The organism is Nonomuraea wenchangensis (assembly GCF_900111685.1).
GTDB lineage: Bacteria > Actinomycetota > Actinomycetes > Streptosporangiales > Streptosporangiaceae > Nonomuraea > Nonomuraea wenchangensis.
Genome location: NZ_FOHX01000016.1, coordinates 19,331 through 45,140 on the forward strand (window position 1 = coordinate 19,331; position 25,810 = coordinate 45,140).

The 25,810-nt window shown below is 70.7% G+C and carries 22 protein-coding genes; 9 read left to right on the forward strand and 13 right to left on the reverse strand.

The genetic code is table 11. The annotated features are described in order from the left end of the window. Positions 1-25 precede the first annotated feature (25 nt). From BMW85_RS35915 to BMW85_RS35925, 3 genes are all read right to left on the reverse strand, one after another. Complete coding sequence (locus BMW85_RS35915) at positions 26-733, reverse strand: maleylpyruvate isomerase family mycothiol-dependent enzyme (RefSeq protein WP_091090645.1); 708 nt, start codon at positions 731-733, stop codon at positions 26-28. 31 nt (positions 734-764) lie between these two features. Then, complete coding sequence (locus BMW85_RS35920; RefSeq protein WP_177241060.1) at positions 765-1,487, reverse strand: DUF4344 domain-containing metallopeptidase; 723 nt, start codon at positions 1,485-1,487, stop codon at positions 765-767. 149 nt (positions 1,488-1,636) lie between these two features. Then, positions 1,637-2,380: a hypothetical protein gene (locus BMW85_RS35925; RefSeq protein WP_091090650.1), complete on the reverse strand. Its 744-nt coding sequence runs from the start codon at positions 2,378-2,380 to the stop codon at positions 1,637-1,639. Between the two features lie 191 nt (positions 2,381-2,571). Here BMW85_RS35925 and BMW85_RS35930 point away from each other — a divergent pair, with 191 nt between their 5' ends. Beyond that, positions 2,572-3,444, forward strand: a complete 873-nt coding sequence (locus BMW85_RS35930) for a sugar kinase (RefSeq protein WP_091090652.1) — start codon at positions 2,572-2,574, stop codon at positions 3,442-3,444. A gap of 3 nt (positions 3,445-3,447) precedes the next feature. Here the strand turns inward: BMW85_RS35930 and BMW85_RS35935 are convergent, their stop codons facing one another. Beyond that, the gene (locus BMW85_RS35935; protein ID WP_091090655.1) at positions 3,448-6,723 is read right to left on the reverse strand and encodes a discoidin domain-containing protein; all 3,276 of its coding nucleotides are present in this window, start codon (positions 6,721-6,723) and stop codon (positions 3,448-3,450) included. A 238-nt stretch (positions 6,724-6,961) separates the two neighbouring features. On the opposite strand from BMW85_RS35935, the gene BMW85_RS35940 reads away from it, so the two are divergent. From BMW85_RS35940 to BMW85_RS35960, 5 genes are all read left to right on the forward strand, one after another. Further along, positions 6,962-7,951, forward strand: coding sequence for a LacI family DNA-binding transcriptional regulator (locus tag BMW85_RS35940; protein WP_091090658.1), 990 nt, complete (start codon positions 6,962-6,964; stop codon positions 7,949-7,951). Between the two features lie 93 nt (positions 7,952-8,044). Continuing rightward, positions 8,045-9,397 carry an ABC transporter substrate-binding protein gene (locus BMW85_RS35945; protein WP_091091067.1) on the forward strand — a complete coding sequence of 451 codons (1,353 nt, stop codon included), beginning with the start codon at positions 8,045-8,047 and terminating at the stop codon, positions 9,395-9,397. A 5-nt stretch (positions 9,398-9,402) separates the two neighbouring features. Continuing rightward, a complete protein-coding gene (locus tag BMW85_RS35950) occupies positions 9,403-10,269 on the forward strand; it encodes a carbohydrate ABC transporter permease (RefSeq protein WP_091090660.1) in 867 nt (288 codons plus the stop codon). Beyond that, the gene (locus BMW85_RS35955; RefSeq protein WP_245775262.1) at positions 10,266-11,201 is read left to right on the forward strand and encodes a carbohydrate ABC transporter permease; all 936 of its coding nucleotides are present in this window, start codon (positions 10,266-10,268) and stop codon (positions 11,199-11,201) included. The genes BMW85_RS35950 and BMW85_RS35955 overlap by 4 nt, the downstream gene beginning before the upstream one ends. A 4-nt stretch (positions 11,202-11,205) precedes the next feature. Further along, positions 11,206-12,714 (forward strand): glycoside hydrolase family 13 protein, encoded by a 1,509-nt coding sequence (locus BMW85_RS35960; protein WP_091090663.1) that lies wholly within the window; start codon positions 11,206-11,208, stop codon positions 12,712-12,714. 10 nt (positions 12,715-12,724) lie between these two features. Here BMW85_RS35960 and BMW85_RS35965 read toward each other — a convergent pair whose 3' ends face one another. From BMW85_RS35965 to BMW85_RS35990, 6 genes are read right to left on the reverse strand one after another with little or no spacing between them, the layout of a single operon-like run. After that, positions 12,725-13,588, reverse strand: coding sequence for a phosphotransferase enzyme family protein (locus tag BMW85_RS35965; protein WP_091090665.1), 864 nt, complete (start codon positions 13,586-13,588; stop codon positions 12,725-12,727). Further along, on the reverse strand, positions 13,585-14,580 hold the full coding sequence (locus BMW85_RS35970; RefSeq protein WP_091090668.1) for a LacI family DNA-binding transcriptional regulator: 996 nt from the start codon (positions 14,578-14,580) through the stop codon (positions 13,585-13,587). Before BMW85_RS35970 ends, BMW85_RS35965 begins: the two co-directional genes overlap by 4 nt. Positions 14,581-14,612: 32 nt before the next feature. After that, positions 14,613-15,974 carry a GH1 family beta-glucosidase gene (locus BMW85_RS35975; protein WP_091090671.1) on the reverse strand — a complete coding sequence of 454 codons (1,362 nt, stop codon included), beginning with the start codon at positions 15,972-15,974 and terminating at the stop codon, positions 14,613-14,615. Next, the gene (locus BMW85_RS35980) at positions 15,971-16,774 is read right to left on the reverse strand and encodes a carbohydrate ABC transporter permease (RefSeq protein ID WP_091090673.1); all 804 of its coding nucleotides are present in this window, start codon (positions 16,772-16,774) and stop codon (positions 15,971-15,973) included. Before BMW85_RS35980 ends, BMW85_RS35975 begins: the two co-directional genes overlap by 4 nt. Continuing rightward, positions 16,771-17,736 carry a carbohydrate ABC transporter permease gene (locus tag BMW85_RS35985; protein WP_091090675.1) on the reverse strand — a complete coding sequence of 322 codons (966 nt, stop codon included), beginning with the start codon at positions 17,734-17,736 and terminating at the stop codon, positions 16,771-16,773. Before BMW85_RS35985 ends, BMW85_RS35980 begins: the two co-directional genes overlap by 4 nt. Then, positions 17,733-19,022 (reverse strand): ABC transporter substrate-binding protein, encoded by a 1,290-nt coding sequence (locus BMW85_RS35990; protein WP_091090678.1) that lies wholly within the window; start codon positions 19,020-19,022, stop codon positions 17,733-17,735. Before BMW85_RS35990 ends, BMW85_RS35985 begins: the two co-directional genes overlap by 4 nt. A 170-nt stretch (positions 19,023-19,192) precedes the next feature. Between BMW85_RS35990 and BMW85_RS35995 the strand changes: the two genes are divergently transcribed. Further along, the gene (locus tag BMW85_RS35995; protein WP_091090679.1) at positions 19,193-19,702 is read left to right on the forward strand and encodes an enterochelin esterase domain-containing protein; all 510 of its coding nucleotides are present in this window, start codon (positions 19,193-19,195) and stop codon (positions 19,700-19,702) included. Positions 19,703-19,824: 122 nt separating this feature from the next. Here BMW85_RS35995 and BMW85_RS36000 read toward each other — a convergent pair whose 3' ends face one another. Next, positions 19,825-20,715 (reverse strand): serine/threonine-protein kinase, encoded by an 891-nt coding sequence (locus tag BMW85_RS36000; RefSeq protein WP_091090682.1) that lies wholly within the window; start codon positions 20,713-20,715, stop codon positions 19,825-19,827. Between the two features lie 92 nt (positions 20,716-20,807). Next, positions 20,808-22,724, reverse strand: a complete 1,917-nt coding sequence (locus tag BMW85_RS36005; RefSeq protein ID WP_091091069.1) for an N-6 DNA methylase — start codon at positions 22,722-22,724, stop codon at positions 20,808-20,810. Between the two features lie 76 nt (positions 22,725-22,800). Between BMW85_RS36005 and BMW85_RS36010 the strand changes: the two genes are divergently transcribed. Beyond that, positions 22,801-23,571 (forward strand): PP2C family protein-serine/threonine phosphatase, encoded by a 771-nt coding sequence (locus tag BMW85_RS36010; RefSeq protein WP_091090685.1) that lies wholly within the window; start codon positions 22,801-22,803, stop codon positions 23,569-23,571. 170 nt (positions 23,572-23,741) lie between these two features. Then, positions 23,742-24,701 carry a CHAP domain-containing protein gene (locus BMW85_RS36015; protein WP_281249652.1) on the forward strand — a complete coding sequence of 320 codons (960 nt, stop codon included), beginning with the start codon at positions 23,742-23,744 and terminating at the stop codon, positions 24,699-24,701. A gap of 16 nt (positions 24,702-24,717) precedes the next feature. Here the strand turns inward: BMW85_RS36015 and BMW85_RS36020 are convergent, their stop codons facing one another. Beyond that, complete coding sequence (locus tag BMW85_RS36020; protein WP_091090689.1) at positions 24,718-25,773, reverse strand: glucose 1-dehydrogenase; 1,056 nt, start codon at positions 25,771-25,773, stop codon at positions 24,718-24,720. Positions 25,774-25,810: the final 37 nt, after the last annotated feature.

Genomic DNA, 25,810 nt, shown 5'->3' on the forward strand with positions numbered 1-25,810 from the left:
TCGTCTCCTCTCCGGCGTGGAGCGGTCAGGCCAGGCATCTCAGGGCGCCGGCCAGGCGCGGGTCGAGCCCGTGGGAGGCGGGCAGCCGGCCCACCGTCGCCGCCACGAACTCCGGGTAGGACAGCGTCGCCGTCACCCCGTCCAGCGCCACCCAGACATCATCGGCCGTCTGCTCGACCTGCACCTTCGAGTCGCTCTCGGCCAGCGCGAACCGGCCGACCGCGGTCCGCCACAACGTCCGGTCGTCGGCCTCGTCCTCTGAGACCGGGGCCTCGACGTCGTCGGCGTGGGTCGCGTACTCGGAGTCGTAGTGGAAGGTCTGGTGCCCGTTGGGATAGGGCCCGGCCATCGTCTCCAGCATGGCGTCCGGGCCCAGCTCGCGCATGCGGCGCCGGGTGTCGCCGTTCTTCTCGCGCCACTCCCGCAGGACGTCCTCGACCGGCAGGTCGCGGCGCTCGCGTACGCACCACTCGTTGAAGTCCTCGTAGCCGCTGATGCCCTCGGCGGACATCCGGCTCATCAGCTCGGGCACGGTCCCGTCGAGGACCGCGTGGTTGTACATCTCCTCGCCCGCCAGGTGCGCGAGCACGTCGCGGACCGTCCAGCCCGTGCAGTGGGACGGCCGCAGCCAGCCGCTGTCGTCCAGCCCGGCGAAGAACCGGTCCAGCCTGGCCGCCTCGGCGTCGAAGATGTCGAACGGGTCGAATTCACGCAGCGGGTCGTCCTCAGCCATACTCCGGACGCTACCCGTGATGTCCCGCCTTTCACCGAGCCTTGCTGATCAGGGGCCCGGCGTCGGACCTGGCCTGCTGGTATTCGGCGGCGCACGAGGGCGCCCGGTCGGCGGGCACCCAGCCGCCCTTGGCGATGGCGGCGTTGCGCACCGGATCGGCGCCGTAGAGCAGGCAGGCGAACGTGGCCGACTCCTCCTCCCCGGCCAGGTGGCCGAGGCCGGCGTGTCCGGCGGCGAGCAGATGGCGGGCCTCGGCGGCGGGGATCGCCTGCTCGGGCCGGTCGGCGACCAGCGTGAGCGCGGCCAGGCGGTCGGCCCGGCCCGCGTCGTCCGGCAGGCCGCCCAGCGTGCCGAGGGCGTGGCCGAGCTCGTGGTGGAAGAAGGCGGTCAGCGCGGCCTCGACGCGGCGGCCGGCGGTGCGGGCGTCGGCCTCCTCGGTCTCGGAGATGCCGTTGAGCGTGCTCCGCAGCCGGTCGACCAGGGAGTAGCAGATCGTGATGCGGCTCTCGCGGGCGTCCCAGGCGGCCGAGCGCCCGTCGCAGTCGCGGGCGACGACCTCGACCGCCCGCGGCGGCCTGATCTTCGTACGCAGCGCGTCGCTCTCCTTGAGCAGCCGCCGGGCCTGCTCCGCGCGTTCGGAGCCGGCGGGCTCGAACCGCACGGCGGGAGGCGAGGCGGCCGGAGGGGACGGTGTGGGGGCCGCTCCCAGCGCGCTCGCCATGCTCAGGGCCAGGGCGGCGAGGGAGTGCGGCATGCGGGGGGCTCCTTCCCTATGGAGGGTCGCGGCGGTGCGACCTACCATGCGGCGATCAGCTGATCGCTAAACCCCTGCCCAGGTAAAACCTCGTGAAAAGCCGGAGGCCCGGCCCCCGCGAGGGGACCGGGCCTCAGGAGTGGTGCTGCTCAGCGACGCCACCAGGAACCGTAGACGCGCACGTAGTCGGCGCGGCTCGTCGAGCTGTTGAGCTCGTCGTTCCCGGCGAACGAAGCGCGGAACCAGCCGCTCTTGTACGCCTTGGTCTTGGCGAAGAACTTGCCGTCCCACTTCGTCGTGGTGGAAGTGACCCACTTCCAGGCGCTGTGGCCGTTGGCACGGTAGAAGATGTTCACCTTCTCGCCGCGGACGCCCTTCCACCGGTGGTCATCGGCCTGGAGCCGACCGGAGAAGTAGATCGACTTGCCCTTGCGGACCTTGTGCGGCTCGGCCTCGAAGCGCGAGACGCGCGTGTCGGCCTTGGTCTTGGCGAGCTCGACCGCGAAGTACGCGTCGTCCTTCGCCACTTCCTTGCCGGCGCCGTCGAACGCCACGGCCGTGGCCTTCCACTTGCCGAAGGCGTCACCGTCGGTGAAGCCGACCGAGAAGCGCCAGCTCTCCAGCGGCTTGACGTCCTTGGCGCGCAGCGTGTTGACGCCGTCCACCGGAGCCACGGTCACTTCGACCTTCTTGACGTCCGAGCCGGCCCGGACGTGAATGAACGCGGTGGTCTCCGCGCCCTTCTTGACCACGACCGGATTCGGCGTGATGCTGCGGATGAACAGGCGGGTGTCCGCCTTGGTGGCAGTGCTGGCGGAGGCGGCCCCCGCCCCCGTTACGAGCATGGCCCCGCCCACGAGGGCGGAGACGAAACCCAGTGCGATCTTTCTCATGAGGGTGCTGATTCCTCTCCCCGTATCGCTTCAGAGCCGGCCCGGGGTGGCCGGACTCCCTCTACTACTTTGAGGCACGAAAAGGGGCAAAGGTTGGCTAAAGTTACGAGAAATTTTTGATCACGGCGTTAACCTGCACTTATGTGACCCAAATTCTTTTTCGGGCTCCTTGACCTACTACAGTCTGTGCCATGACGGACGTCTACACGCTCGGCGAGCCCCTCGGCGTGGTCACCAGCGGCCGGGTCCGCCACGACGGGGAGGCCAGGCTCGACGTCTGCGGGCCTGAGCTCACGCTGGCCGTGGCGCTCGCCAGGCTCGGCCACGACTGCGCCTACCTCGGCAAAGTAGGCGGCGACGAGCTCGGCGCGCGGGTGCTGACCGTGCTGCGCGGCGAGGGCGTGGACGTGACGGACATGCGGGTGTCCGAAGGGCTGCCGACGGGCCTGCTGCTCAGGGAGAGCCGTGTCGGCCGCGAGCCGCGCACGGCGCACTACCGCGCCGGTTCGGCCGGCTCGCTCCTGTCGCCGGGCAACGTCCCGATCGACCGGGTGGGCGCGGCCAAGATGCTGCACGTCACCGGCCTCACGGCCGCGCTCGGCATCGACGCCCAGGACGCGGTGCGCGCCGCCGTCAGCGCCGCGCGCAACGCCGGCGTGGTGATCTCCTTCGCCGTCGAGTACGTCCCGGAGCTCTGGCCGTCGGTCCGCGAGGCCGAGGAGGTGCTGAGCGAGCTGGCCTGCGCCTCCCACCTGCTCTTCCTCCGCCAGGACGAGCTCGACCTGGTCAAGCCCGCCCTCACCCCGGAGCGGGAGGTGGTCGTGGACCGCGGCGCGAAGGGCGCCACCGTACGCGCCGACCGCATGCGCTACGACGTCCAGGGCTGGCAGCTGCCGGTGGTGGACCCGTCGGGCGCGGGGGAGGCGTTCGCGGCCGGCTACATCAGCGCCGCCCTGGACGGTCTCACCCCGCAGGAACGCCTGCACCGCGGGGCGCTGTTGAGCGCCGCCGCGGTGACGGGCGTCAGCGACTGGCAGGGGTTGCCCACCAGGGCCGAGCTGTGACGGTCAGTTGATCGTCAGGGTGAACGTCGAGGTCGTGTTCCTGATGTTCTGCGCGTTGCCGCTGAAGCGGAGGCCGGTGAACGTGGCCGACCCGACCGCCGGGCCCTGACCGGGCTCGGGCAGCTCGTTCACCCAGATCCCGAAGCCGGACTTGGCGTCGAAGGCGTCGCCGCTCTTCTGGGCGCCGCTGATCGAGACGTTGGTGAAGGTCGTGTCCTTCACCGGGTTGAGCGGCGTCGTCGGGCTGGAGTAGCCGGTCTGGAACATGATCCCGCTGTACGTCGGGTCCACGATGTCCAGGTTGCTGACCCTGATGCCCTGGAACACCTTGGAGGAGGAGAACACCCACAGCGCCGGGAACGTCTGCTGCCCCCAGAAGTGGCCGCCCGCCCTGACCAGCGAGATGTTGTCGAACACGGTGGGCGGGCTCGCCCCGAAGCCGTGCATCGGGTAGCCGAAGTCGAGCGAGCTGATCGTCACGCCCGAGTAGACGAGCGTGTCGGCCACGTAGATGTTCCTGAAGACGTTGTCGTAGCCGCCGTAGACGGCCAGGCCGGCGGCCCGCCAGGTGAGCAGCGAGCTGAGGTTCTCGAAGACGTTGCCGTGCTGCTCGCCGGGGTTGTTGTCGGTGGCCGAGAACAGCGCGAAGCTGTCGTCGCCCGTGCCGCGGGTCTCGATGTTGTTGACGTGGTTGCCGGTGCTGCCGTTGGTGAAGTTGAGGCCGTCGGCGAAGGTGTTCCTGATCCGGGAGTTCTTCAGCGTCATGTCGTCGGTGTTGGTGCCCCAGTACATGCAGACCTGGTGCTCGACCCAGATGTTGTCGATCGTGATGTTCGCCACGTTCGAGAAGTCGAAGACCTTGCCGGGGCCGTCGATGCGGGCCGTGTAGTTGCCGAAGTAGGCGAAGCCCTGGAACGTCGAGCCGTTCGCCGTGGCGTCGGCGCGGAAGCCGATGTCGGTGTTCTCCTGGCCGGAGGGCGGGCGGAAGCGGGTGAACCACGGGCCCGCGCCGACGATCTTGATGGCCTTGCCGTAGACCTGGAACTTCGAGCCGGTCTGGTAGTCGCCGGCGGGCAGGTAGACGCCGGTCAGGCTGCTGTCCATGCGGGCCTTGTCCAGGGCGTTCTGGACGTCCTGGTGGGTGAATCCGGCGGGGACGGCGTACTTGGCCGGGTCGGGGTTGCCGACCGCGGTGGCCTGTTCGAGGTCGATGAAGTCGATGGCGTACGTGCTGGTGTTGGCCGCGTCCTTCTGCAGGCGGATCCTGCTGCCCTTCGGCACGGTGGTGCCGAGCATGAGGTTCGCCTCGTCGTAGATGTGCCGGGGCGGGCCGGAGCCGGGGTTGTCGGTGGGCTGGTGCTCGGCGCCGTACAGCCAGGCGTGGCGGGAGGTCAGCGGGATCGCCTTGAGCAGCGTGCCGTTGACGTAGACGTTGAGCGTCGAGTCGATGCCGCCGCCGCCCGGCGCGTCGGGGATGGAGAAGCGCGTGACCAGGGTGTTGGTGTCGGCGCGGGTGGTGAACTCGACGTAGGCGCCGGTCTGGTTGAGCGTGACCGCGCGGCGGCCGGACGCCTCGCCGGCGAGCGTGCCGACGTCCCTGCTCGGGCCGACCCGGGTCGCGCCGCCGCCGAGCACGGCGTCCTCGGCCTCGTAGGTGTCGTAGGGCATGTTCGCGCCGCGGCCCACGAACAGCGGCAGCTCGCCGGTGTTGTTGGCGCGCTTGACCGGCAGCTCGTTCGCGTCGTCGGCGAGCACGGTCCTGACCGTGTACCTGCCGTTGGCCGCGGTCCAGGTGCCGAGGGTGATCGGCGCGGTGGTCGCGCCGGCCGCGATCGCGCCGCTCACCGAGCCGGTCAGGGTCCGTACGACCGTGCCGCCGGCGTCGACGACGGTGAGCGTGACGCCGTGCGCGGCCGAGCTGGAGGCGACCGTGCCCTGGTTCCTGATCGCCACGCTGAACGTCACCGTGCCGCCCGCGGCCGGGTTGCCCGGCGTCCAGGCGACCGGCGCGGCGACCAGGTCGGCGGTGTCGACCGGCCGCACGGTGAGCGTGCCGGTGGCGGTGTTGTTGGCCTCGTTCAGCTCGACGACCTTGCCCTCCTCGTCCACCTTGGCGGAGAGCTGGTACGTCCCCGCGTCCCGCGCCCCGATGTTCGCCGACACGGTCGCCGACGCCCCCGCGGCCAGCGCGCCCACGGCGGCGGTGCCGACCTTGGCGGTGCCCGCGTAGAAGGTGACGGAGGTGGCGGCGGAGCCGGCGGTGCCCGCGTTCCTGACCGTGGCCGACAGCGTGACCGCGTCGGTCTCGACCGGCGAGGCCGGGCTGGAGGTCAGGTTCGTCACGGTGAGGTCGGGGTTGGCCGACGGCGTGCCGAACACCTGGAACTCGGCGACCTGCCCGCCGGGCGCGCCCGAGTTGGCGGTGAACTGCAGCCGGACGTCGGCCGCCTTGCCGGTCACCGGGACGGTCACCGAGTTGCCCGTCGCCGGGTCGAAGGTGTAGGTCGCCGAGGCGACCAGGCCGGTGAAGGAGGTGGCGCTCTGCTCGCGGCCGAGGACCTGGAACGTCTGCGTGCGCCGCCCCCACGCCTGGCCCGGGTCGAGCTTGACGGTGATCGAGGTGAGGTCGGCGTTGGCGCCGAGCTGGACGGTGAGCTGCCCCGGGTAGGCGGCGCTCTCCCAGTACGTCCCCAGGTTCCCGTCGTTGGCGTTGGCGGCGACGTACGTGTGGGTGTGCGAGGACTCGGTGATCGGCTTGCCGAGCGCCAGGTTCGTCCCGGGCGGCGGCGGGCCGTCGTCGGCGGTGCCCCAGACCTCGAACTCCGAGAGCTGGCCCGCGGGCCAGCCGGAGTTGGCGGTGATCTGGAGGCGGACGTACCTGGTGGTGGTCGCGGCGAAGGTGACGGTGGCCGTCGGGTTGAAGGTGTAGGTGGCCGAGGCGGCGATCGTGGTGAACGTGGAGCCGTTCGCGCTGCCCTGGACGGTCAGCGTCTGCGTACGGCTGGGCCAGCCCGACGGCAGCTTGAGCACGAGCCGGTTGACGCTCGCGCTGGTGCCGAGGTCCACCTGGACCCACTGCGGGAAGGCGTTGTTGGCCGACTCCCAGTAGGTGGCCTGGTTCCCGTCGGTGACGTTGGCGGCCGGGTAGACGTCGGTGAAGCTGCTCGCGGTGGCGGCCTTGCCGGCGGCGAGGTTGGTGTCGGCCGCGGCCTGTGCGGCGGCGGCGGGGGCGGCGAGGAGTCCGATGGCTAACGAAAGGGCGGCTAGGACAGCTCTCATGGGGGTGGCCCTTCGGCGGAGGCTAGTTGGCCGAACCATAGGATGTCGAGCAGATGGCCGCAATATTTCGACTGAGTTTCGCAAACGCTGGACTGACAGGAGTCGGTCCCGGTCGGCCGTCGGAGCTGGTCAACACCAGGTGGCGGGCGGGAAATCCGTGCCCGGCCGACGCAAGCGGTGCCGTCCGATCCACGTAAGTCCTTGCAAGCGCTTGCGCTGAAGGCCGTATAGTTTGCGCATGACACGACGACTCGCAGAGGTGGCCAAGAAGGTCGGGGTGAGCGAGGCGACCGTCAGCCGCGTGCTCAACGGCAAGCCGGGGGTCTCCGACGCGACCCGCGAGGCCGTGCTGACCGCTCTCGACGTGCTCGGCTACGAACGCCCCACCCAGCTCCGCGGCGACCGGGCCAGGCTGGTCGGCCTGGTGCTGCCCGAGCTGCAGAACCCGATCTTCCCCGCCTTCGCGGAGGTGGTCGGCGGCGCGCTCGCCCAGCAGGGCTTCACCTCGGTGCTGTGCACCCGCACGGTCGGCGGCGTCTCGGAGGCCGACTACGTCGACCTCCTGCTCCAGCAGCAGGTCAGCGGCGTGGTCTTCGCCGGCGGCCTGTACGCCCAGGCCGACGCCGCGCACGGCCACTACGAGCTGCTGCACGAGCGCAAGCTCCCGACCGTCCTGGTCAACGCGGCCGTCGGGCACCTCGACTTCCCCCAGGTCTCCTGCGACGACGTGGTGGCGGCCGAGATCGCGGTCGCCCACCTGCGCGCACTCGGCCACGAGCGCGTCGGCATGGTGCTCGGGCCGAAGGACCACATGCCCTCGCGGCGCAAGCTGGAGACGTTCCTCGCCGGGGGCGGCGACGCCGAGCTGGTCGAGCACACGATGTTCTCGCTGGAGGGCGGGCACGCGGCCGCCGCCCGGCTGGTCAGGCGCGGGGTGAGCGGCGTGGTGTGCGCGAGCGACCTGCTCGCGCTCGGCACCGTACGCGCCGCGCGCCGCGCCGGGCTCTCGGTGCCCGGCGACATCTCGGTGATCGGCTTCGACGACTCCGCGCTCATGAACTGCACCGAGCCGCCGCTCACCACGGTCCGCCAGCCGATCGACGCGATGGGCCGGGCCGCCGTGGACCTGCTGGTCGCGCAGATCGACAAGGCGGTGGTCCCGGCCGACGAGCTGCTGTTCGAGCCCGAGCTGGTGGTGCGGGCCTCCACCGCGCGCTGCCCTGCGTGACGTAGTCGTTATCTTGCAATAGAGCGTCGGAATATTGCGTCCATGTGTCGCTGATCCTATGGTGTGGGCACCTCGCATCAGAAGGGTCAGACCATGCGGAGATCCACCGGACTCTTGCTCGTAACCGCGCTCGGCCTCTCGGCGACCGCCTGTGGCTCCGGCGAGTCGCCGCAGCCGGCGGCCTCCGGCGGGGCGGCGAACGTGTCGATCACGGTCGCCTGCCAGCCCGCCAAGACCGCCCCCAACGACCGCAAGGCATGGGACGAGGACGTCGCCGCGTTCATGAAGGCGCACCCCGGCGTGACGGTGAAGAGCACCGACCAGCAGCCGTGCTTCGACCCCAAGACCTTCGGGCCCAAGCTGGCGGGCGGCCAGATGGAGACCGTCTTCGTGGTGCCCATGACGAACTACGACGACGTCATCGCCCAGGGGCAGGCCCTCGACATCACGCAGTACACCGGCTCGGTCAAGAACTGGAACGACCTGCGCGCCGACCACCGCGAGCTGCTCACCAAGGACGGCAAGGTCTACGGCGTCCCCAACGTGCACTACAGCGTCGGCCTGGTCTACAACCGCGCCCTGTTCACCAAGGCCGGCCTCGACCCCAACACCCCGCCGAAGACCTGGGCCGAGGTGCGCGAGGCGGCCAAGAAGATCGCCGGCCTCGGCGCCGGCTACGTCGGCTACGGCGAGTACTCCGGCGGCAACACCGGCGGCTGGCACTTCACCCAGGCCCTCTACGGCCGCGGCGGCAGCGTACTGACCGACGACGGCAAGAAGGCCGCGTTCAACTCGCCCGAGGGCAAGGCCGTGCTGCAGACCCTGCACGACATGCGCTGGGTCGACAACAGCATGGGAAGCAAGCTCCTCGTCGGCTGGGAGTCGCTCATGATGGCCATGGGCAGCGGCAAGGTCGGCATGATGCTCGGCGCGCCCGACGTGGTCACGGACGTGGTCACCAAGTTCAAGGGCAACGTCGACGACTACGGCATCACCGGCTTCCCCGAGGCCAAGGCGTCGCTGAGCGGCGGCGAGGCATACATGATCAACCCGAAGGCCACGCCCGAGCAGGCCAAGGCCGGCATGGAGTGGATCGACTTCCGCTTCAACACCGTCGGCAAGGGCCGCTTCGACTTCGCCCGCGGCAAGGCCATCGGCAACCCGGTCGGCGTCCCCGACAACGCCGTCTACGGCGACTCGCCCACCGGCAAGGCCCTCCAGGAGGAGCGGGTGAAGAACGCCTCGCTGCCCGTGGAGAACTACCAGACGTACGTGGACGCCGCCGCCATCGTCCCGCCGAAGGCCGAGCCCCCGCACGCGCAGGAGCTGTACGCCATCCTCGACGTGCCGATGTCCGGCGTGCTGAGCCGCAAGGACGCGAGCGTGGACGAGCTCCTGGCGAACGCCGAGACCAAGGCCAACGCGATGCTGGCGGCCAAGGGCTGACCCTGATGCGGATCTTGAGGCGCAATCTGACGGCCTACGGGTTCCTCTGTGTGGCGTTGTTCTGCTTCACGGTGTTCGCCTGGTATCCGATGGTCAGGGAGTTCGTCCTGAGCTTCCAGCGGACCGATCTGATCAACCCGCCCGAATGGGTGGGGCTGGACAACTTCAAGGCGGCCGTCGCCGACCCGGCCTTTGGCGAGGCGTGGCTCAACACCCTGGAGTTCACCGCGCTGGCGCTGCTGTGCGGCTACGCCGTCCCGTTCGTCGTCGCGCTCGTGCTGAACGAGCTGCGCCACGCCCGGGCCTACCTCAGGTTCGTGGTCTACCTGCCGGTGATGCTGCCGCCGATCGTCGCGGTGCTGCTGTTCCGGTGGTTCTACGATCCGGGGCCCGGGCTGTTCAACCAGATACTCGACTTCCTCCACCTGCCGCCGCTCGCCTGGCTGGACAGCTCCTCCACGGCGCTGATCTCGCTGGTCATCGTCTCGACCTGGATGAACATGGGCAGCGCGACCCTGATCTACCTGGCCGCGCTGCAGAACATCCCGCCCGAGCTGTACGAGGCCGCCGAGCTCGACGGTGCCGGGATCTTCAAGCGGATCCGGCACGTCACGATCCCGCAGACGCGGCTGATCCTGCTGCTCATGCTCATGCTGCAGATCGTGGCGACCATGCAGGTGTTCATCGAGCCGTACATGCTGACCGGCGGCGGCCCGGAGAACGCGACCGTCAGCGTGGTCTACCTGATGTACCAGTTCGCCTTCTCGCAGATGAACTACGGCCAGGCCGGGGCGCTCGGCATGATGCTCATGCTCGCGCTGCTCGTCTTCGCCGCCTTCCAGCTCCGCACCACCCGGGAGGACCAGGCATGATCGCCGTCGGCGCGGGCACCGCCGGCCGGAAGAGCAGACGCGCCGCCGGACGACGGCCGAAACCGATGCAGGTGCAGTTCAGGACGATCGTCTCGCCCCACCAGCTCAACAGCCGGTGGGGGCGGCGGATCTACTGGCTCGTGCTGGTCTCCGTCGTCCTGCTGTTCACGCTGGCCTTCGTCTTCCCGCTCTACTGGATGGTCACCGGCGCCATGAAGACGCCGGACGAGATCGCCGAGATGCCGCCCACACCGGTGCCGCAGGACCCGACGCTGGACAACTTCGCCGAGGCGTGGGACCTGTTCGACCTCGGCACGCTGCTGGTGAACACCGCCTACTACGCCTTCGGCGCCTGGCTGTTCTCCATGGTGGTGGACGTGTCGGCGGCGTACGCGCTGTCGAAGCTGCGCCCGATGTTCGGCAACGTGATCCTCGGCGCGATGCTGGCCACGCTGATGATCCCGCCGATGGTGATCCTCATCCCGCTCTACGTGACGATCGTGGACCTCGGGCTGCTGAACAACCCGTGGGGGCTGTGGTTCCCGGCGGCGGCCAACGGATTCAACATCTTCCTGCTCAAACGGTTCTTCGACTCCATCCCGCGCGAGCTCATCGAGGCCGCGCAGATCGACGGCGCCGGACCGGTGCGCACGCTCTGGTCCGTGGTGCTGCCGGTCTCCCGGCCCATCCTCGGCGTGGTGTCCATCTTCACGATCGTCACCGCCTTCAAGGACTTCGTCCTGCCGCTGCTGGTGATGACCGACAGCGAGAAGATGCCGATCAGCGTCGGACTGTCGCAGACCGCAGGGGCGGTCACCCAGAACCAGGTCATGGGCGGCCTCGTGATCGCCGGCATCCCCATGATCATCGTCTTCTTCGTCTTCCAACGACACATCATGGCGGGCCTCACCGCCGGAAGCATCAAGGGATAATCGCATGTCGAAAACGTGGTGGCGGGGGGCCGCGATCTACCAGGTCTACCTGCGTAGTTTCGCCGACGGGAACGGCGACGGCGTGGGCGACCTCGCCGGCCTGCGATCCCGCCTGCCCTACCTGAAGGACCTGGGGATCGACGCCATCTGGCTCAACCCGTGGTATCCCTCGCCGATGGCCGACGGCGGCTACGACGTCGCCGACTACCGGGACATCGAGCCGGTCTTCGGCACCCTCGCCGAGGCCGAGGCGTTCATCGAGGAGGCGCACGAGCTCGACATCAAGGTCATCATCGACGTCGTGCCCAACCACAGCTCCACCGAGAGCGCCTGGTTCAAGGAGGCGCTGGCGGACCCGGCGGCCCGCGACCGGTTCTGGTTCGCCGACCGGCCGCTCAACGACTGGCAGTCCATCTTCGGCGGCTCCGCCTGGACGCAGGTGCCGGACGGGCAGTGGTACCTGCACCTGTTCGACCCCGGGCAGCCGGACTTCAACTGGGCGAACCCCGAGGTCCACCAGGAGTTCGAGGACGTGCTGCGCTTCTGGTTCGAGCGCGGCGTGGACGGCTTCCGCATCGACTCGGCGGCGCTGCTGTTCAAGTCGGACACCGCGTACGAGGACCTCGACGGCGTCCACGACGTCTACCGGCGCTGGCGCGAGATCGCCGACGAGTACGGCGAGCGCGTCCTCATCGGCGAGGTCTGGCTGCCCGACCAGGAACGCTTCGCCCGCTACCTGCGCCCCGACGAGCTGCACACGGCGTTCAACTTCGACTTCCTGTCCTGCCCCTGGGAGGCCGCCGAGCTGCGCCGGGTCATCGACCTGACGCTCACCACGCACACCCCGATCGGCGCGCCGCCGACCTGGGTGCTGTCCAACCACGACGTCACCCGCCCGGTCACCCGCTACGGCCGCGCCGACACCACCTTCGAGCACGGCGGGCGGCTCCACGGCACGCCGTCCGACCTGGAGCTCGGCCACCGGCGGGCGCGAGCGGCGGCGCTGCTGGCGATGGCGCTGCCCGGCTCGCTCTACGTCTACCAGGGCGAGGAGCTGGGCCTGCCCGAGGTCGAGGACCTGCCGGACGAGCGGCGGCAGGACCCGATGTACGCAAGGTCGGGCGGCACGAACCCCGGCCGCGACGGCTGCCGCGTCCCGCTGCCGTGGTCGGGGGAGGAGCCGCCGTTCGGCTTCGGCACGGGCACGCCCTGGCTGCCGCAACCGGACAACTGGCGCAAGCTGACCGCCGAGGCCCAGCTCACGGACCTCGGCTCGATGCTCAACCTGTACCGCGAGGGGCTGCGCATCCGGGGCGGGTCGCTCGGCGACGGCTCCCTGACCTGGCTGCCCTCGGAAGGAGAGGTGCTGGCCTTCCGCCGCGACTCGGGCCTGACCTGCGTCACCAACCTCGGGCCCGGTCCGGTGCCGCTGCCCGAGGGCCGCCTCCTGCTGGCCAGCGGCCCCCTGGAGGACGGCGCGCTCCCGGCCGACACCACGGCCTGGCTCGCCTAGCGGCCTCGTCTCACCGCCTGGCTCCGCTCGGGTCGCGGAGCCAGGCGGTCAGCGCCCGCTCGGCCTCCGCCTCGTATCGGGGGAACCGCTGGGCCCGTACGAGCTGCCACAACGTGCCCTGCAACGCCCGCGCCGCGCGGAAGACCGCCAGCGCGGGATCGTCGGGGTCCACGCCGTACGCACGCAGCGCCGCCCGGCCGTCCAGCCGCAGCGTGCGCCCCAGCACGGCGAGGTCCCACGCGACTGGGGCGGTCATGCACTCCTCGAAGTCGTTCCAGAGCAGCCCGCGCGGCGTGGCCAGCAGGTTGCCGGGATGCGCGTCACCGTGCACGGCCTGCCCACCGCCCCGGGGCAACCGCCCGGCCAGCTCCTCATGACCGGCGCGCAGCCGGGCGTGGACCCCGGGCTCGACCCGGCCGTCCAGGACGCCGAGCAGCCGCGCGGGCTCGTCCAGCGCCGGCCACAGGACCGGCAGCTCGCCCGGGAACCCGCGCAGGGCCTCGTGCAGCTCGGCCAGCCCCCGCCCGGCCTCCTCGGGCGAGATCACCCGCTCGGGGTCGTGCTCGGTGTACGTCCAGAACGTCACCGCGAAGCCGTCCCGCAGATGCGGCCCCGGCGGCAGCAGGCCGCTCGGCGGCACCACCGGCGCGCCCGCGCGGTGCAGGTGGGACACCACCTCCAGCTCCCGCCGCAGCACCTCGTCCGGCCGCTCGCGCCCCATCGCCGTGACGGTCGGCACCCGCGCCACGACCGGCGCGGGCCGCAGGTGGACGCGCAGGTTGAAGGAGTCGTGGAGCAGCACGGGCTCCGCCACCCGCACCCCGTGCTCACGGGCCACGGCGACCGCGGCCGACACGGCGGCGGCCGTCGTCACGCGGACTCGCGGATCACCAGCTCGGTGGGCAGGATGACCGGGTCGCCCGGCCCGCCCTCGAACAGGCCGAGCAGCAGCTTGACCATCGCCGTCGCCTGGTCCGTCACCGGGTGGCGCAGCGTGGTCAGCGGGGGCTCGGTGTACTTGGCCGCCTCGATGTCGTCGAACCCGACCACGGCCACGTCGTCGGGCACCCGGCGGCCGGCCTGGCGCAGCGACTGGAGCGCGCCCACCGCCATCAGGTCGTTGGCCACGAAGACGGCGTCCAGGCCTGGGTCGTCGCCGAGGAGCTGGCGCATCGCGATCGCCCCCGACTCGCGGGTGAAGTCACCGACCGCGACGATCGAGCGGCGGTCGGAGTCGCGCAGGACGTTGCGGTAGCCGGCCAGACGGTCCTGACCGGCGATCATGTCCTGCGGCCCCGCGATGGTCGCGATGCGGCGCCGGCCGATCTCCACCAGATGACGCACGCCCGCCTCCGCGCCGCCCACGTTGTCGTTGTCGACGAACGGGATGTCCACCGGCACCGCGGGCCGCCCGTACGACACCACCGGCACGCGCAGCCGCGACAGCGCCGACGGCAGCGGGTCGGCGCCGTGCATGGAGATGAGCATGACGCCGTCCACGTGCCCGCCGGAGATGTAGCGCTCCACCCGGGCGTGGCTCTTGGCGTTGGACGCCAGCATGAGCACGACCTGTTTGTTGGCAGACTCGAGCTCCATCGACGCCGACCTGATCACCGTGGAGAACAGCGGGTCCTCGGAGAAGACCCTGGTGCCGGGCTCGCTGATCACCAGCGCGATCGAGTCGGTGCGCTGGGTGACCAGGCTGCGCGCGGCCGAGTTGGGGACGTAGCCCAGCTCGTCGATGGCCTGCAGCACGGCGTCGCGGATGTGGGGCGCCACCGTCGTCTGCCCGTTGACGACGCGGGAGGCGGTGGCCCGCGAGACACCCGCCCGGGCGGCGACCGCCTCCAGGGTCGGGCGTCTCATGACTGCACCAGAAGGAAGAGCACGTAAAAAATCTACAGGCCGTTTCTGGCGATGACGTCGCTGTACCACAGAGCGCTGTCCTTGAGCGTACGGTTCTGCGTCGCGTAGTCCACGTGCACGATCCCGAACCGCCGCCGGTAGCCCTCCGCCCACTCGAAGTTGTCCAGCAGCGACCACACCAGGTAGCCGCGCAGGTCCGCGCCCGCCTCGACGGCCCGCCACACCTCGCGCAGGTGCCCGTCCAGGTACGCCACCCGGTCCGCGTCGTGCACCCGCCCGTTCTCCACGACGTCGTCGAAGGCCGCGCCGTTCTCCGTGACCATGAGTCCGACCTGCGGATAGTCCTGCGAGAGCCGGACCAGCAGGCGCGACAGGCCGTCCGGCACGATCGGCCAGCCCATCGCCGTGGTGGGGGCGTCGGCGGTGGCGAACCGCACGTCCTCCGACCCCGGCCAGGCGGCGTCGGCGGGCAGGCCGGGGCCGGCCTCGACGACGCACGGGTTGTAGTAGTTGACGCCGATCAGGTCGATCGGGGCCTTGATGGTGTCGAGGTCGCCGTCGCAGATGTGGCCGGTGCCGCCGTTGCGCTCGGCCGCGGCCAGCACCTCCTCCGGGTACGTCCCGTACACGGCCGGGTCGAGGAACTGCCGGGTGAGCAGCGCGTGGATGCGGTCCACGGCCGCCGCGTCGGCCTCGCCGGGCACCGCCGCCGGGTCGTTCACCTGCGCCGGGGTGAGCACGGGCGAGGAGTTGACCACCAGCATCACGCTGCCGGGCCGCAGCCGCCGGGCGGCCAGGCCGTGGCCGAGCAGCAGGTGGTGGGCCGAGCGCAGGGCGCTCGCGGCGTCGCGGCGGCCCGGCGCGTGCACGCCGTTGCCGTAGCCGAGGTAGGCCGCCACCCAGGGCTCGTTCAGCGTCGCCCAGTTCGTGACGCGGTCGGCGAGCCGGGCGTGCACGGCCTCGGCGTAGTCGGCGAAGCGGTGCGCGGTGTCGCGGTCGGCCCAGCCGCCGCGCTCCTCCAGGGCCTGCGGGAGGTCCCAGTGGTAGAGGGTGACGTACGGCGTGATGCCCGCGGCCAGCAGCTCGTCCACGAGCCGGTCGTAGAAGGCGATGCCGCGCGGGTTGACCGGGCCCGAGCCGTCCGGCTGGACGCGCGGCCAGGCGATCGAGAACCGGTACGCCGCGAGCCGCAGCTCCCGCATCAGGGCGACGTCGTCCCGGTAGCGGTGGTAGTGGTCGCAGGCCACGTCGCCGGTGTCGTCGCCCGCCACGTTCCCGGGGGTGTGGGAGAAGGTGTCCCAGATCGACTGGCCCCGCCCGTCCTCCTTGACCGCCCCCTCGATCTGGTACGAGGCCGTGGCGGCGCCCCAGACGAAGTTCTCGGGAAAAATCATCCCTTAACAGCTCCTTGCATGATTCCGCCGATGATTTGCTTGCCGAACAGCACGAAGACGGCCACCAGCGGCAGCGTGCCGACCGCCGTACCGGCGAGGCCCAGCACGTAGTCGTTGACGTAGCCGCTGGCCAGGGAGGACAGCGCCACCTGGACCGTCGGGTTGTCCGGGTTGAGCACGACCAGCGGCCAGAAGTAGTCGTTCCACGCCGACATGAAGGTCAGCATGCCGAGCACGGCCGCCGCCGGCCGCGCCGCGGGCAGCACGACGTGCCAGAACAGCCCCCACGTGGTGCAGCCGTCCACCCGCCCGGCCTCCAGCAGCTCGGTGGGCAGCGCCCGCGACAGGTACTGGGTCATGAAGAACACGCCGAAGGCGTTGACCAGCGCGGGCACGATCAGCGCGTAGTTGGTGCCGGTCCACTCCAGCTTCACCATGAGCATGTAGAGCGGGATGATGCCGAGCTGCGCCGGGACCATCATGGTGGCCACCGTGATGACCAGCATCGCGTTCCTGCCACGGAACTTCAGCTTGGCGAAGGCGAACCCGGCGAGCGTGGAGAAGAACATCACCGCGATCGAGATCGACCCCGCCACGATCAGGGAGTTGACCAGCGCCAGCCCGAACGGCACCGTGTCGAAGACCCGGGAGACGTTGGCGAAGAAGTTCCCGCCGGGGATCAGCGGCGGCGGCACCTGCGCCAGCGCCGAGTTGTGCCGCGAGGCCACGACGACGCTGTAGTACAGCGGGAACGCCGAGAAGAACGCCACGGCCGTCAGGGTCAGGTAGCGCAGCCTCATACGATGCCTCCTTTCGCCCTGCGGGTGATGAGGAAGTTGACGCCGGAGACGATCACCACGGCCAGGAACATCAGCCAGGACGCGGCCGAGGCATAGCCGAAGTCGAAGGTCGAGTTGGCGAACGCCTGCTCGTAGACGTACAGCGCCAGGGTCTGGAACTGCCGGTCGGGACCGCCGGTGGCGAAGGTGCCGCCCCCGCTGCCGGTGCTCTGCGCGAAGAGCATGGGCTCGGCGATGATCTGCATGGCGCCGATCGTGGAGACGATGACGACGAAGATGATCGTCGGCCGGATCATCGGCAGCGTGACGCTGCGGAGCTGCCGGAAGTTGCTCGCGCCGTCCAGGGTGGCGGCCTCGTACAGCTCGCGCGGCACGGCCTGCATGGCGGCCAGGAAGATCAGCGCGTTGTAGCCGGTCCACCGCCACATGATCATGACGGACAGGGCGACGTGCGAGGTCGCGGTGCCGGCCGCCCAGTCGATGCTGCCGACCCCGAACCACGACAACATCCAGTTGATCAGACCGAAGTCGCGGCCGAAGAGCTGGCTGAAGATCACCACGACCGCCACCACGCTGGTGACGTTCGGCAGCAGCAGCGAGATCCGGAACAACGTCTGCAGGCGCAGCCGCCGGTTCAGCAGGTGCGCCAGCCAGATGGCGAGCAGGAGCTGCGGGGCGGTGGACAGCACGCCGATGGACAGCGTGTTGAAGGTCGCGTTCCAGAAGTAGCCGTCGGCCAGCAGCGTCGAGTAGTTGCCGAGGCCGACGAACTCCTGGGTGTCCGACAGCAGCGTCCACTCGTGCAGGCTCACCCAGGCCGTGTAGATCAGCGGGAACAGGCCGAACGCGCAGAACAGCAGGAAGAAGGGCGCGACGTAGGCGTACGGCGACACCCTCATGTCGAGGGTGTGCCGCACACTGCGCCTACGCCGCCGCGTCGCCGCGAGGGGGTAGGTGCTCATCGAATCTTCTTGACGTCCTCGAGGACCTGGGTCCACGCCTCGTCCGGCGTCTGCTTGCCCTGCTCGACGCGGCCGAGGCCGTTGCCGATCGCCACCCGGACGTCGGCCTCCTTCGGGCCGAGGTGCTGCGGCTTGAGCGCCTTGGCGGCGTCGGAGTAGATCTTGCCGATGGGGGCGTCACCGAAGAACGGCTTGGTGAAGTTCTGGATCGACGGGTCGTCGTAGAGCGCCGGGATCGACGGGAAGGTGCCCTCCTCCTTGAAGACCTTGGCCTGGTTGTCCTTGGAGGTCAGGAAGTCGATCAGCTCGGCGGCCTCCTTGGGGTGCTTGCTCTGCTTGGGCACCATCAGGTGCGATCCACCGCTGTTGCCCGAGCCGCCCGGAACGGTGGCGATGTCCCACTTGCCGGTCGCGTCCTTGGCCTGCTCCTGGATGAAGCCGGTCATCCAGGCCGGGCAGATGATCGTGGCGAACGAGCCCTTGGCGAAGCCCGTGTTCCACGGCGGGGAGAAGGCCGCGAGCTTGGCGGTCAGGCCCTCCTGGGTGAGCTGGTTGGACAGGTCCCAGGCCTTCTTCACGTCGGGGTTGGACTCGACGATGATGGTGTCCTGGGCGTCGTACAGGCCGGTCGGGGCCTGGTTGACCATCGCACGGAAGATCTCGCCGGGGGAGTCGGTGAACTTCGCGCCGGCGACGTCGGCCGCGGCGAACTTCTTGCCGGTCTCGATGTACTGCTCCCACGTCGGCCACAGGGCGGCGACCTCGGCGCGGTCGGTGGGCAGGCCGGCCTTCTTGAACAGGTCCTTGCGGTAGCACATGGCCAGGCCGCCGACGTCGGTGCCGAGGCCGAGGACCTGGCCGCCGTCCTTGCTGAGGCCCTGCTGCCACTTCCAGTCGAGGTAGTCGGACTGGCGCTTGTCCAGGCCGAACTGCTTGAGGTCGACGAACTTGTTCGGCTGGGCCGTGAAGGTGCTGATGTAGCCGACCTCGACCGCTTCGACGTCCCCCGCGCCGGCGTTGGTGGCCAGCCGCTTGACCAGGTTGTTGTGGTGGTCGTTGAACTGGGTGACGTTCTCGACGATCTCGATGTTCGGGTGGGTCTTCTTGTACTCCTCGTAGAGGGGCTTGAAGCCGAAGTCGCCGAAGAGGCCGACGGTGAGCTTGATCTTCTCGCCCGGCTGCGCGCTCGCCGGCGCGGCGGCGCTCCCTCCGCCTCCGCCGCCGCACGCGGAGCTGAGCAGGGCCGCGGCGAGCAGGGGGACGGCAAGACGGATCCGAGGGGTCATGGAACCCTCCTGGGTTGTGCGTGGGGGGACAGGTGAGAGAGCGCTCTCTCCCGAGAGTCGTGCGGCTCACATGCTTGTGTCAACGGGGGTTAGATAACGATCGCCGTTATCCGAGAGAGCGTTCCCCGAAATGTTTCAGTCCCTTCGCGGTCTGGGCTAGGCTGCCCTCGATGCACGATCGAGCCCCCCGCTCACTGCCGCCACGGGTGCCGCGCCCGGCGCCGCCCCGCACGCTGCCCACGCCGAGCCTGGACGCGGCCGTCACCCCGCTGGTGACCCCGATCCCGGGCGACGACGAGCACCGCGCGGTCACCTTCCTCTGGCGGGGGGAGGCCCGTGAGGTGCGGGTCCTCGCAAACAAGCTGACCCACGACACCGACGCCGCCCTCATGGAGCGCACCGGCGACGTGTGGCACCGCACCTACGTCGTACGGCGCGGCTGGCGGGCCTCGTACCGGCTGCGCGTGGACGGCGTGGACCTGCCCGACCCGCTCAACCCGCGGTCATGGAACGGCTTCTCCGTCGCCGGGACCACGCCGCCGTCCCCGTGGCTCGACCCGCCCGCCGCGCCCCGCCACAAGCTGTCCAGGCACCCGATCGGCCACCGCTACGACCCCGTACGTGCCCCGGCACCCTCGTCATGCTGGACGGCGAGGACTGGACGGACGACCTGCCGGTGATCCTCGACAACCTCATCGAGGCCGGCGCGATCCCCCCGGTCACCGCCTGGCTCGTGGAGTCGGGGCCGGACCGCGCCTGGCGGCTCACCTGCGACCCCGGCTTCGTGGACGCCCTGCCGGGGTCAGCCGCCGAGTACGCGGCCGGCCATGCGGGCGTACATGCCGCCGGGGCTCGGCGCGGGCGCCAGGAAACCCGGCAACTGGGGCAGGCCCACCGCGAACGGGTCGAGCCGCTCGTACAGCTCGTTCGCGTCCGCGGGCCGGGCCTCCGGCTGCTTCTCCAGCAGTTGCGCCAGCAGCGCCGCGAGGCCGGGCGGAAGGCCGGGCACGGCCGGCGGCTGCTCCTTCACCTGCTTCTCGAAGACCACGTAGTCGGTCGGCCCGGTGAAGAGCTGGCGGCCGGTCAGCATCTCGTGCAGCACGCAGCCCAGCGAGTAGAGGTCGCTGCGCGGCTCGGCCACCCCGTGCTGGATCTGCTCGGGCGCCATGTAGGCGGGCGTGCCCAGGATCTGCCCGATCCTGGTGAACGTGGTGACGTCGGCGTCCCGCAGCAGCGCGAGGCCGAAGTCGAGCACCTTCACGCTGCCGTCAGGGCAGAGCATGAGATTGGTCGGCTTGAGGTCGCGATGGCAGATCGCGAGAGCGTGGGCCGCCGACAGCACCGCGCACGCCTGCGCCGCGATGGCCGCCGCCCACGGCACCGGCAGCGGGCCGTGCTCGCTCACCACGTCGGCCACGGTGACGCCCTCGATGAACTGCATCACCTGGAAGAGCCGCTGCTCGTGGGTGCCGAAGTCGTAGAGGACGGGCGCGCCGGGATGCTCCAGCCTGGCCAGGATGCGGGCCTCACGGATGAAGCGGCGCTCCAGCTCGTGATCGGGGCCGCTCGGCAGGCGCAGTAACTTGACCGCGACCCGGCGGTCGAGATGGCGGTCGTGCCCCGCGTAGACCGCCCCCATGCCGCCCGTACCGAGAGGGAGGTCGTCGAGCACATACCGGTCGCCGATGACCACAGCCCCTCCCTCCCGCCTTTCCGAGAAAAACTACACCGTCAGCACAGCGAGGAAGCGTGCCTGCCGAGCCCATCTCAAAGAGTGAGCCCGCCTCACGGAGTGAGGCCATCAGCAGGGTGGAGGCGGCCGTCGGCGAGGCCGTCGAGGCCGAGTCTGATGAGGGTGTGCCCGAGGGTGGAGGTCTCGCGGATGGCGTCCTCCAGCACGGCGAGCTGCCGGAACGCCTCGCCGTACGCCTTCTGCTCCTTCAGCGGCAGCCGGGGCAGCCGGGTGCGGCGCACGTCGAACCTGCTGGAGCCGGTGGTGGCCCGCCCGCCCGCGGCCCGCAGGTAGCCGGCCAGGAAGTCGGGGTCGAGCCGCCGGCCGTCCACCCGGTAGAGGGTCAGGTGCGGGCCCAGCACGGCGCCGCCGTCGGCGATCACGCGCACGCTGGAGTAGGACGCGACGACGTCGCCGGCCCGCAGCGTGACCAGGCCCTGCTGCGTGGCCGCCGAGCCGGAGGGCGGGCTGCCGCTGAGCACGTCGTCGGCGGTCAGGACGGGCACGTCGCCACCGTCGGCGACCATCTTGGCGGGCGCCTGGATCATGGTCACCAGGCCCTCCTTGATGAGGTCGCCGAGCGTGATCGCGGGCTGGTCGAGCGGCTGCTCCAGCACCTTCAGGTCGGGAGGGGCCGCGCTGGCGGCCAGGAACCGGTCGCGGACCTCGGCGAAGGCCTTGCCCACGTCGTCGTGGCGCTGGTGGCGGGCCGGGGTCATGTCGACCTCGTCGGCCAGCAGGTCGATGATGCGTACGGTCTGGTCGGAACGGTCCTCCAGGTAGGCCCGCCAGGCCGGCTCGACGAGCTCCAGGTCGCCGGCGGCGTCGAGGATCAGCACCTCGGACGGGGGCCGCTCGCCCGGCTTGGGCCGGCGCAGCAGCCACAGGTCGGCGCCGGGCAGCGCCACGACGCCCCGCAGGGCGCCCGCGCGCAGCAGGTTGGCCCGGATGCGGCGGCCCGCCTTGCGGCTGGCGGCGGCCGGGGGCATGAGGATGGCGACCGAACCGCCGGGCTTGACGTGCGTGAGGCAGTGCTGGACCCAGGCGAGCTCGGGCTCGCCGCGCGGCGGCAGGCCGTACTCCCAGCGCGGGTCGCCGGTCAGCTCCTCGTAGCCCCAGGCCCGCTCGTTGAACGGCGGATCGCACACGACGGCGTCGGCCCGCAGGCCGGGGAAGGCGTCGGCGCGCATGGCGTCGCCGGCGGCGATCTCGGCGTCGAGGCCGCGCAGCCGGAGCCGGGCCGCGGTGATGGCGGCCGAGGTCTCGCTCAGCTCCTGCCCGAGGACCTTGGCGGGGCGGCGGGGGGCCTCGCCGCCGGGTCGCGGGGCGCGGTCGAGGGCCAGCAGGAGCGTTCCGACGCCGCAGGCCGGGTCGAGCAGCGTGCCGCCCTCGGCGCGGACCAGCCGGACCATGAGCTCGGCCACGTCGTCGCGGGTGACGGAGAGCTGCCTCGAGTGGGCCTCCAGGTAGCGCTCGCACAGGAACTCGTACGCGGTCAGTGGCTCGTGCTGCTCGGCCAGCTCGGTGACGAGCCCGGCGAGCTCACCGTCCAGCCGCCCTTCGAGTCGCCCTTCGAGTCGCCCTTCGAGTCGCTTGGAGGGCTGCCCGGAGAGCTGCCCGTCACGCGACCCGTCGTGCTGCCCGTCCGGCTGCCCGTCCGGTCGCGCGCTCGTCGGCGCGTGGCGGTCGGTGAGCAGGATGCCCGCCTGGGCCACCAGCTCGCCCAGCCGCAAATCGCCCGCGGCTTTCAGGCGTTGCCATACCCGATCTCCCAGGGAGACCTGGTAGGACTTCCCATAGCGGCGCAGCCAGGATTCGATCTGGGGCAGCGAGAACAGCGGCTGGTTGGCGGTGCCGCCCACCGGTTGGGGAAAATCGTCGTGGCGGCGGCGCCAGTTGCTGACCGCGGCACGCCCGACACCGGCGAGCCGGGCGATGTCCCCGGCGTTGACGGTCGGGTCGTGGCTCATGATGCCCACAGTAGTTCACAAGAGTCTTCAGCGCATCTGCTTGTGAAGTCTTTCAACCAATGATTTACTGCGGTGTATGAAGCACAACATCCGCTATGCCGCCGGATCAGATGTGGGCCGACGCAGGGAGCAGAACGAGGACTCCGGCTACGCGAGCGGCCGGTTGCTCGTGGTGGCCGACGGGATGGGCGGTCACGCGGCGGGCGAGCTGGCGAGCTCGGCCGCGATCGCGGTCATGCGCGAGTTGGATGCCACGCTTCCCGAGACGGGCGCCGATCTGGAGGCCGCGCTGGAGAGCGCGGTGGCCGAGGCGGGCCGCCGACTGGTCGAGCTGGCCGACATCGACCCGGCGCGCCGGGGGATGGGCACCACGGTGACCGCCATGCTGTTCGACGGCTACCGTTTCGCCCTGGCTCATCTCGGTGACTCCCGCGGGTATCTGCTGCGCGACGGTGCTCTTTACCAGATGACCAAGGATCACACACTTGTGCAGTCGATGGTGGACGAAGGACGGATAACGGAGGACCAGGCCGCGGTGCATCCCCGCCGTTCCATGGTGCTGCGGGTGCTGGGCAGCGAGGGGCGGGCCGAGCCCGACATGGCGCTGCGCGAGGCCGAGCCGGACGACCGCTATCTCCTGTGCTCCGACGGGCTGACCGCCGTGCTCGGCCCGGAGATGCTGCACGAGGTGCTGACCAGCGTCGCCGATCCCGTCGTGGCCGTGCAGCGGCTCATCGACCTGGCCAACGAGGGCGGCTCGCCGGACAACGTGACCGTGATCGTGGCGGACGTGGTCGCGCCGGGCGCGGGCGACGTCGCGGTCTACCGCGTCGGCGCGGGTGCGTGAGGGCCCTCCTGGCTCACCGGTCACATCAGTCACTTAGCCGATATTTCATCTCATAGCAAGACACTTTCCGGGTGGCCCGCGCAATTTCCCGATGACGCTATTACAGTCCATCGTGGTTTTGTCGGTTTTACCCCGGAGGAGTCACCCTGGACCCGATCGCCCAGAGGCTGCTGGAGACGGTACGGCAGGAACTCGGCTACAAGGAGAAGAGCGGCCAGTTCACCAAGTTCGGCCAGTGGTACGCGGATCGCGTCCAGGACACCCAGTTCCGCAACGCGCCCTGGTGCGACATGTTCCTCGCCTGGGCGGCGGACAGATCGGGCCTCACCCCCTACGTCGGTGAGTTCGCCTGGACCCCCTCCCACGCCGCATGGTTCATGAAGCAGGGCGGCTGGACCCAGCGGCCCGAGCCTGGAGCCCTGGTCTTCTACGACTGGCGCGGCGGCAAGTCCTACAAGGGCATCGACCACGTCGGGATCGTCGAGCGGGTCGAGGGCAAGAAGATCCACACCATCGAGGCGAACGTCGACGGCGTCTGGCTCAAGCGCAAGGTCCGCGAGACCGACAAGGTCGTCGGGTACGGCGTCCCGCGCCTGGTCAAGGCCAACGCCGACCGGCTCGGCGAGATCCGCGGCACCGAGCAGCCGTTCGTCCGGCCCCCGCAGTCCGCCACCGGGGGCAGCTCGCCGCTGGACTTCCTGGGCACGCCGCCCGCGCTGCTGGCCGCGATGGTGCTGGTGACCGTCGTGCTGTCCTTACGTTTCACCCGCCGTCGCAGCGTCCATCGCCGCGTCCGCCACCGCCTCACCTGGCCGTGGCCGGTCGCGTGGCCGTGGAACGAGCCGGACGGGCCCGAGGGATCCGGGACGAACGAGGCCCGGCGGCCCGCGCCGATCCCCGAGACCTTCCGCGGCAAGCTCACCCGGGTCGGCGCCCCACCCGTCCCCAGGCAGCAGCGCGAGACGTCCCGCCCGGAGCGGGAGCCGGTCCGCCCGGAGCGGGAGCCGGTCCGCGTCGGCGGGGGACCGGGGCCGCGTGACGCAGGGCGGGAGAAGGTCCGGACGGGCTCGGACCCGGCCGCCGCCCGCCGCTCCACCCCGTCCCGCCGCAAACCGTACGATCCTCGCTGAGCCCCGCTCCGCCCCGTCACGAGGCGTTGAGCTCGACCACCACCTTCACGTCCCCCTGGACCGGCTCCAGCGCCTGCGTGGCCCGCTCCAGCGGCACCCGACGGGTGATCAGCCGCTCCAGCCACTCCCGGTCCGCCTTGGCCAGCGCCTCGGCCGCGCTCGCGAAGTGGTGCTGGTTGGCGTTGACGGTGCCGAAGACCACGTCGTTCTCCAGGACGATGTCCCGGTTGATCACCCCTGCGTCCACCCGGTGCGTACGCCCGCCCGCCGCGAGCCCGCACAGGCAGACGATCCCGCTGGCCGCCGTGGCCGTCATCGCGTCGATGACGAGCTGCCCCGCCCCGGTGCACTCGATGATGATGTCGGGCTGGAGCCGGGCCAGCGGCGCGAGCGAGGAGTCGGAGTAGTAGGTGCCGCCGAGCGCCTCCACCAGCTCGGACTTGAGCCCTTTGGGCGAGCGGTCCACGACGTGCAGCTCCAGGCCGCGCTGCCGGCCCATCATGGCGGCCAGCAGCCCGATCGGCCCCGCGCCGGTCACGAGGACCTTGGCGGGCTCGAAGTAGGCCCGCGAGCCGATCCGCCAGATCTGGTCCCACGCCTTGGCCACCACGGACGCGGGCTCGGTCAGCACGCCGACGTGCTCCAGCGACGGGTCCAGGCGCACCGCGTAGTCGGACTCGACGGTCCAGCGCTCGCTCGCGTAGCCGTCGCGCTCCTTGATGCCGCGCTCGGTGTACTGGCCGTTGCGGCACATGTCGAACTCGCCGCGCGCGCAGGCGCCGCACGGCACCGGGTCGGGGCGGCGTACCACACCGACGACCAGGTCGCCCGCCGAGAACGCCGTGTCGTCCGGCGCCTCCAGGACCCGCCCGAACGACTCGTGCCCGATGACCATGCGCTCGCGCCCGGGCGGGGACCAGCCGTACTCGGCCGCCGCCAGCTCCCTGTCGGTCCCGCAGATGCCGAGCGCGAGCCCTTCGACGAGCAGCTCGCCCGGACCGGGTGCGGGTTCGGGCAACTCCGTGACCTCCAGCGTGCCCTTCTTCCCTGGCGCGAACGTGAGTGCGCGCATCGGCCCCACCTCCTCGCCGGGTCCCCTACCCCGCAGG

Excerpts from the sequence above, each read along its gene's own strand:
- BMW85_RS35930 (WP_091090652.1), top strand. The coding sequence starts at position 2,572 with ATGACGGACGTCTACACGCTCGGCGAGCCCCTCGGCGTGGTCACCAGC.
- BMW85_RS35915 (WP_091090645.1), bottom strand. The coding sequence starts at position 733 with ATGGCTGAGGACGACCCGCTGCGTGAATTCGACCCGTTCGACATCTTC.
- BMW85_RS35970 (WP_091090668.1), bottom strand. The coding sequence starts at position 14,580 with ATGAGACGCCCGACCCTGGAGGCGGTCGCCGCCCGGGCGGGTGTCTCG.
- BMW85_RS35920 (WP_177241060.1), bottom strand. The coding sequence starts at position 1,487 with ATGCCGCACTCCCTCGCCGCCCTGGCCCTGAGCATGGCGAGCGCGCTG.
- BMW85_RS36005 (WP_091091069.1), bottom strand. The coding sequence starts at position 22,724 with ATGAGCCACGACCCGACCGTCAACGCCGGGGACATCGCCCGGCTCGCC.
- BMW85_RS36010 (WP_091090685.1), top strand. The coding sequence starts at position 22,801 with ATGAAGCACAACATCCGCTATGCCGCCGGATCAGATGTGGGCCGACGC.
- BMW85_RS35935 (WP_091090655.1), bottom strand. The coding sequence starts at position 6,723 with ATGAGAGCTGTCCTAGCCGCCCTTTCGTTAGCCATCGGACTCCTCGCC.
- BMW85_RS35980 (WP_091090673.1), bottom strand. The coding sequence starts at position 16,774 with ATGAGGCTGCGCTACCTGACCCTGACGGCCGTGGCGTTCTTCTCGGCG.
- BMW85_RS35995 (WP_091090679.1), top strand. The coding sequence starts at position 19,193 with ATGCACGATCGAGCCCCCCGCTCACTGCCGCCACGGGTGCCGCGCCCG.
- BMW85_RS35945 (WP_091091067.1), top strand. The coding sequence starts at position 8,045 with ATGCGGAGATCCACCGGACTCTTGCTCGTAACCGCGCTCGGCCTCTCG.
- BMW85_RS35925 (WP_091090650.1), bottom strand. The coding sequence starts at position 2,380 with ATGAGAAAGATCGCACTGGGTTTCGTCTCCGCCCTCGTGGGCGGGGCC.
- BMW85_RS35950 (WP_091090660.1), top strand. The coding sequence starts at position 9,403 with ATGCGGATCTTGAGGCGCAATCTGACGGCCTACGGGTTCCTCTGTGTG.
- BMW85_RS35940 (WP_091090658.1), top strand. The coding sequence starts at position 6,962 with ATGACACGACGACTCGCAGAGGTGGCCAAGAAGGTCGGGGTGAGCGAG.
- BMW85_RS35975 (WP_091090671.1), bottom strand. The coding sequence starts at position 15,974 with ATGATTTTTCCCGAGAACTTCGTCTGGGGCGCCGCCACGGCCTCGTAC.
- BMW85_RS36020 (WP_091090689.1), bottom strand. The coding sequence starts at position 25,773 with ATGCGCGCACTCACGTTCGCGCCAGGGAAGAAGGGCACGCTGGAGGTC.
- BMW85_RS35990 (WP_091090678.1), bottom strand. The coding sequence starts at position 19,022 with ATGACCCCTCGGATCCGTCTTGCCGTCCCCCTGCTCGCCGCGGCCCTG.
- BMW85_RS35960 (WP_091090663.1), top strand. The coding sequence starts at position 11,206 with ATGTCGAAAACGTGGTGGCGGGGGGCCGCGATCTACCAGGTCTACCTG.
- BMW85_RS35985 (WP_091090675.1), bottom strand. The coding sequence starts at position 17,736 with ATGAGCACCTACCCCCTCGCGGCGACGCGGCGGCGTAGGCGCAGTGTG.
- BMW85_RS35955 (WP_245775262.1), top strand. The coding sequence starts at position 10,266 with ATGATCGCCGTCGGCGCGGGCACCGCCGGCCGGAAGAGCAGACGCGCC.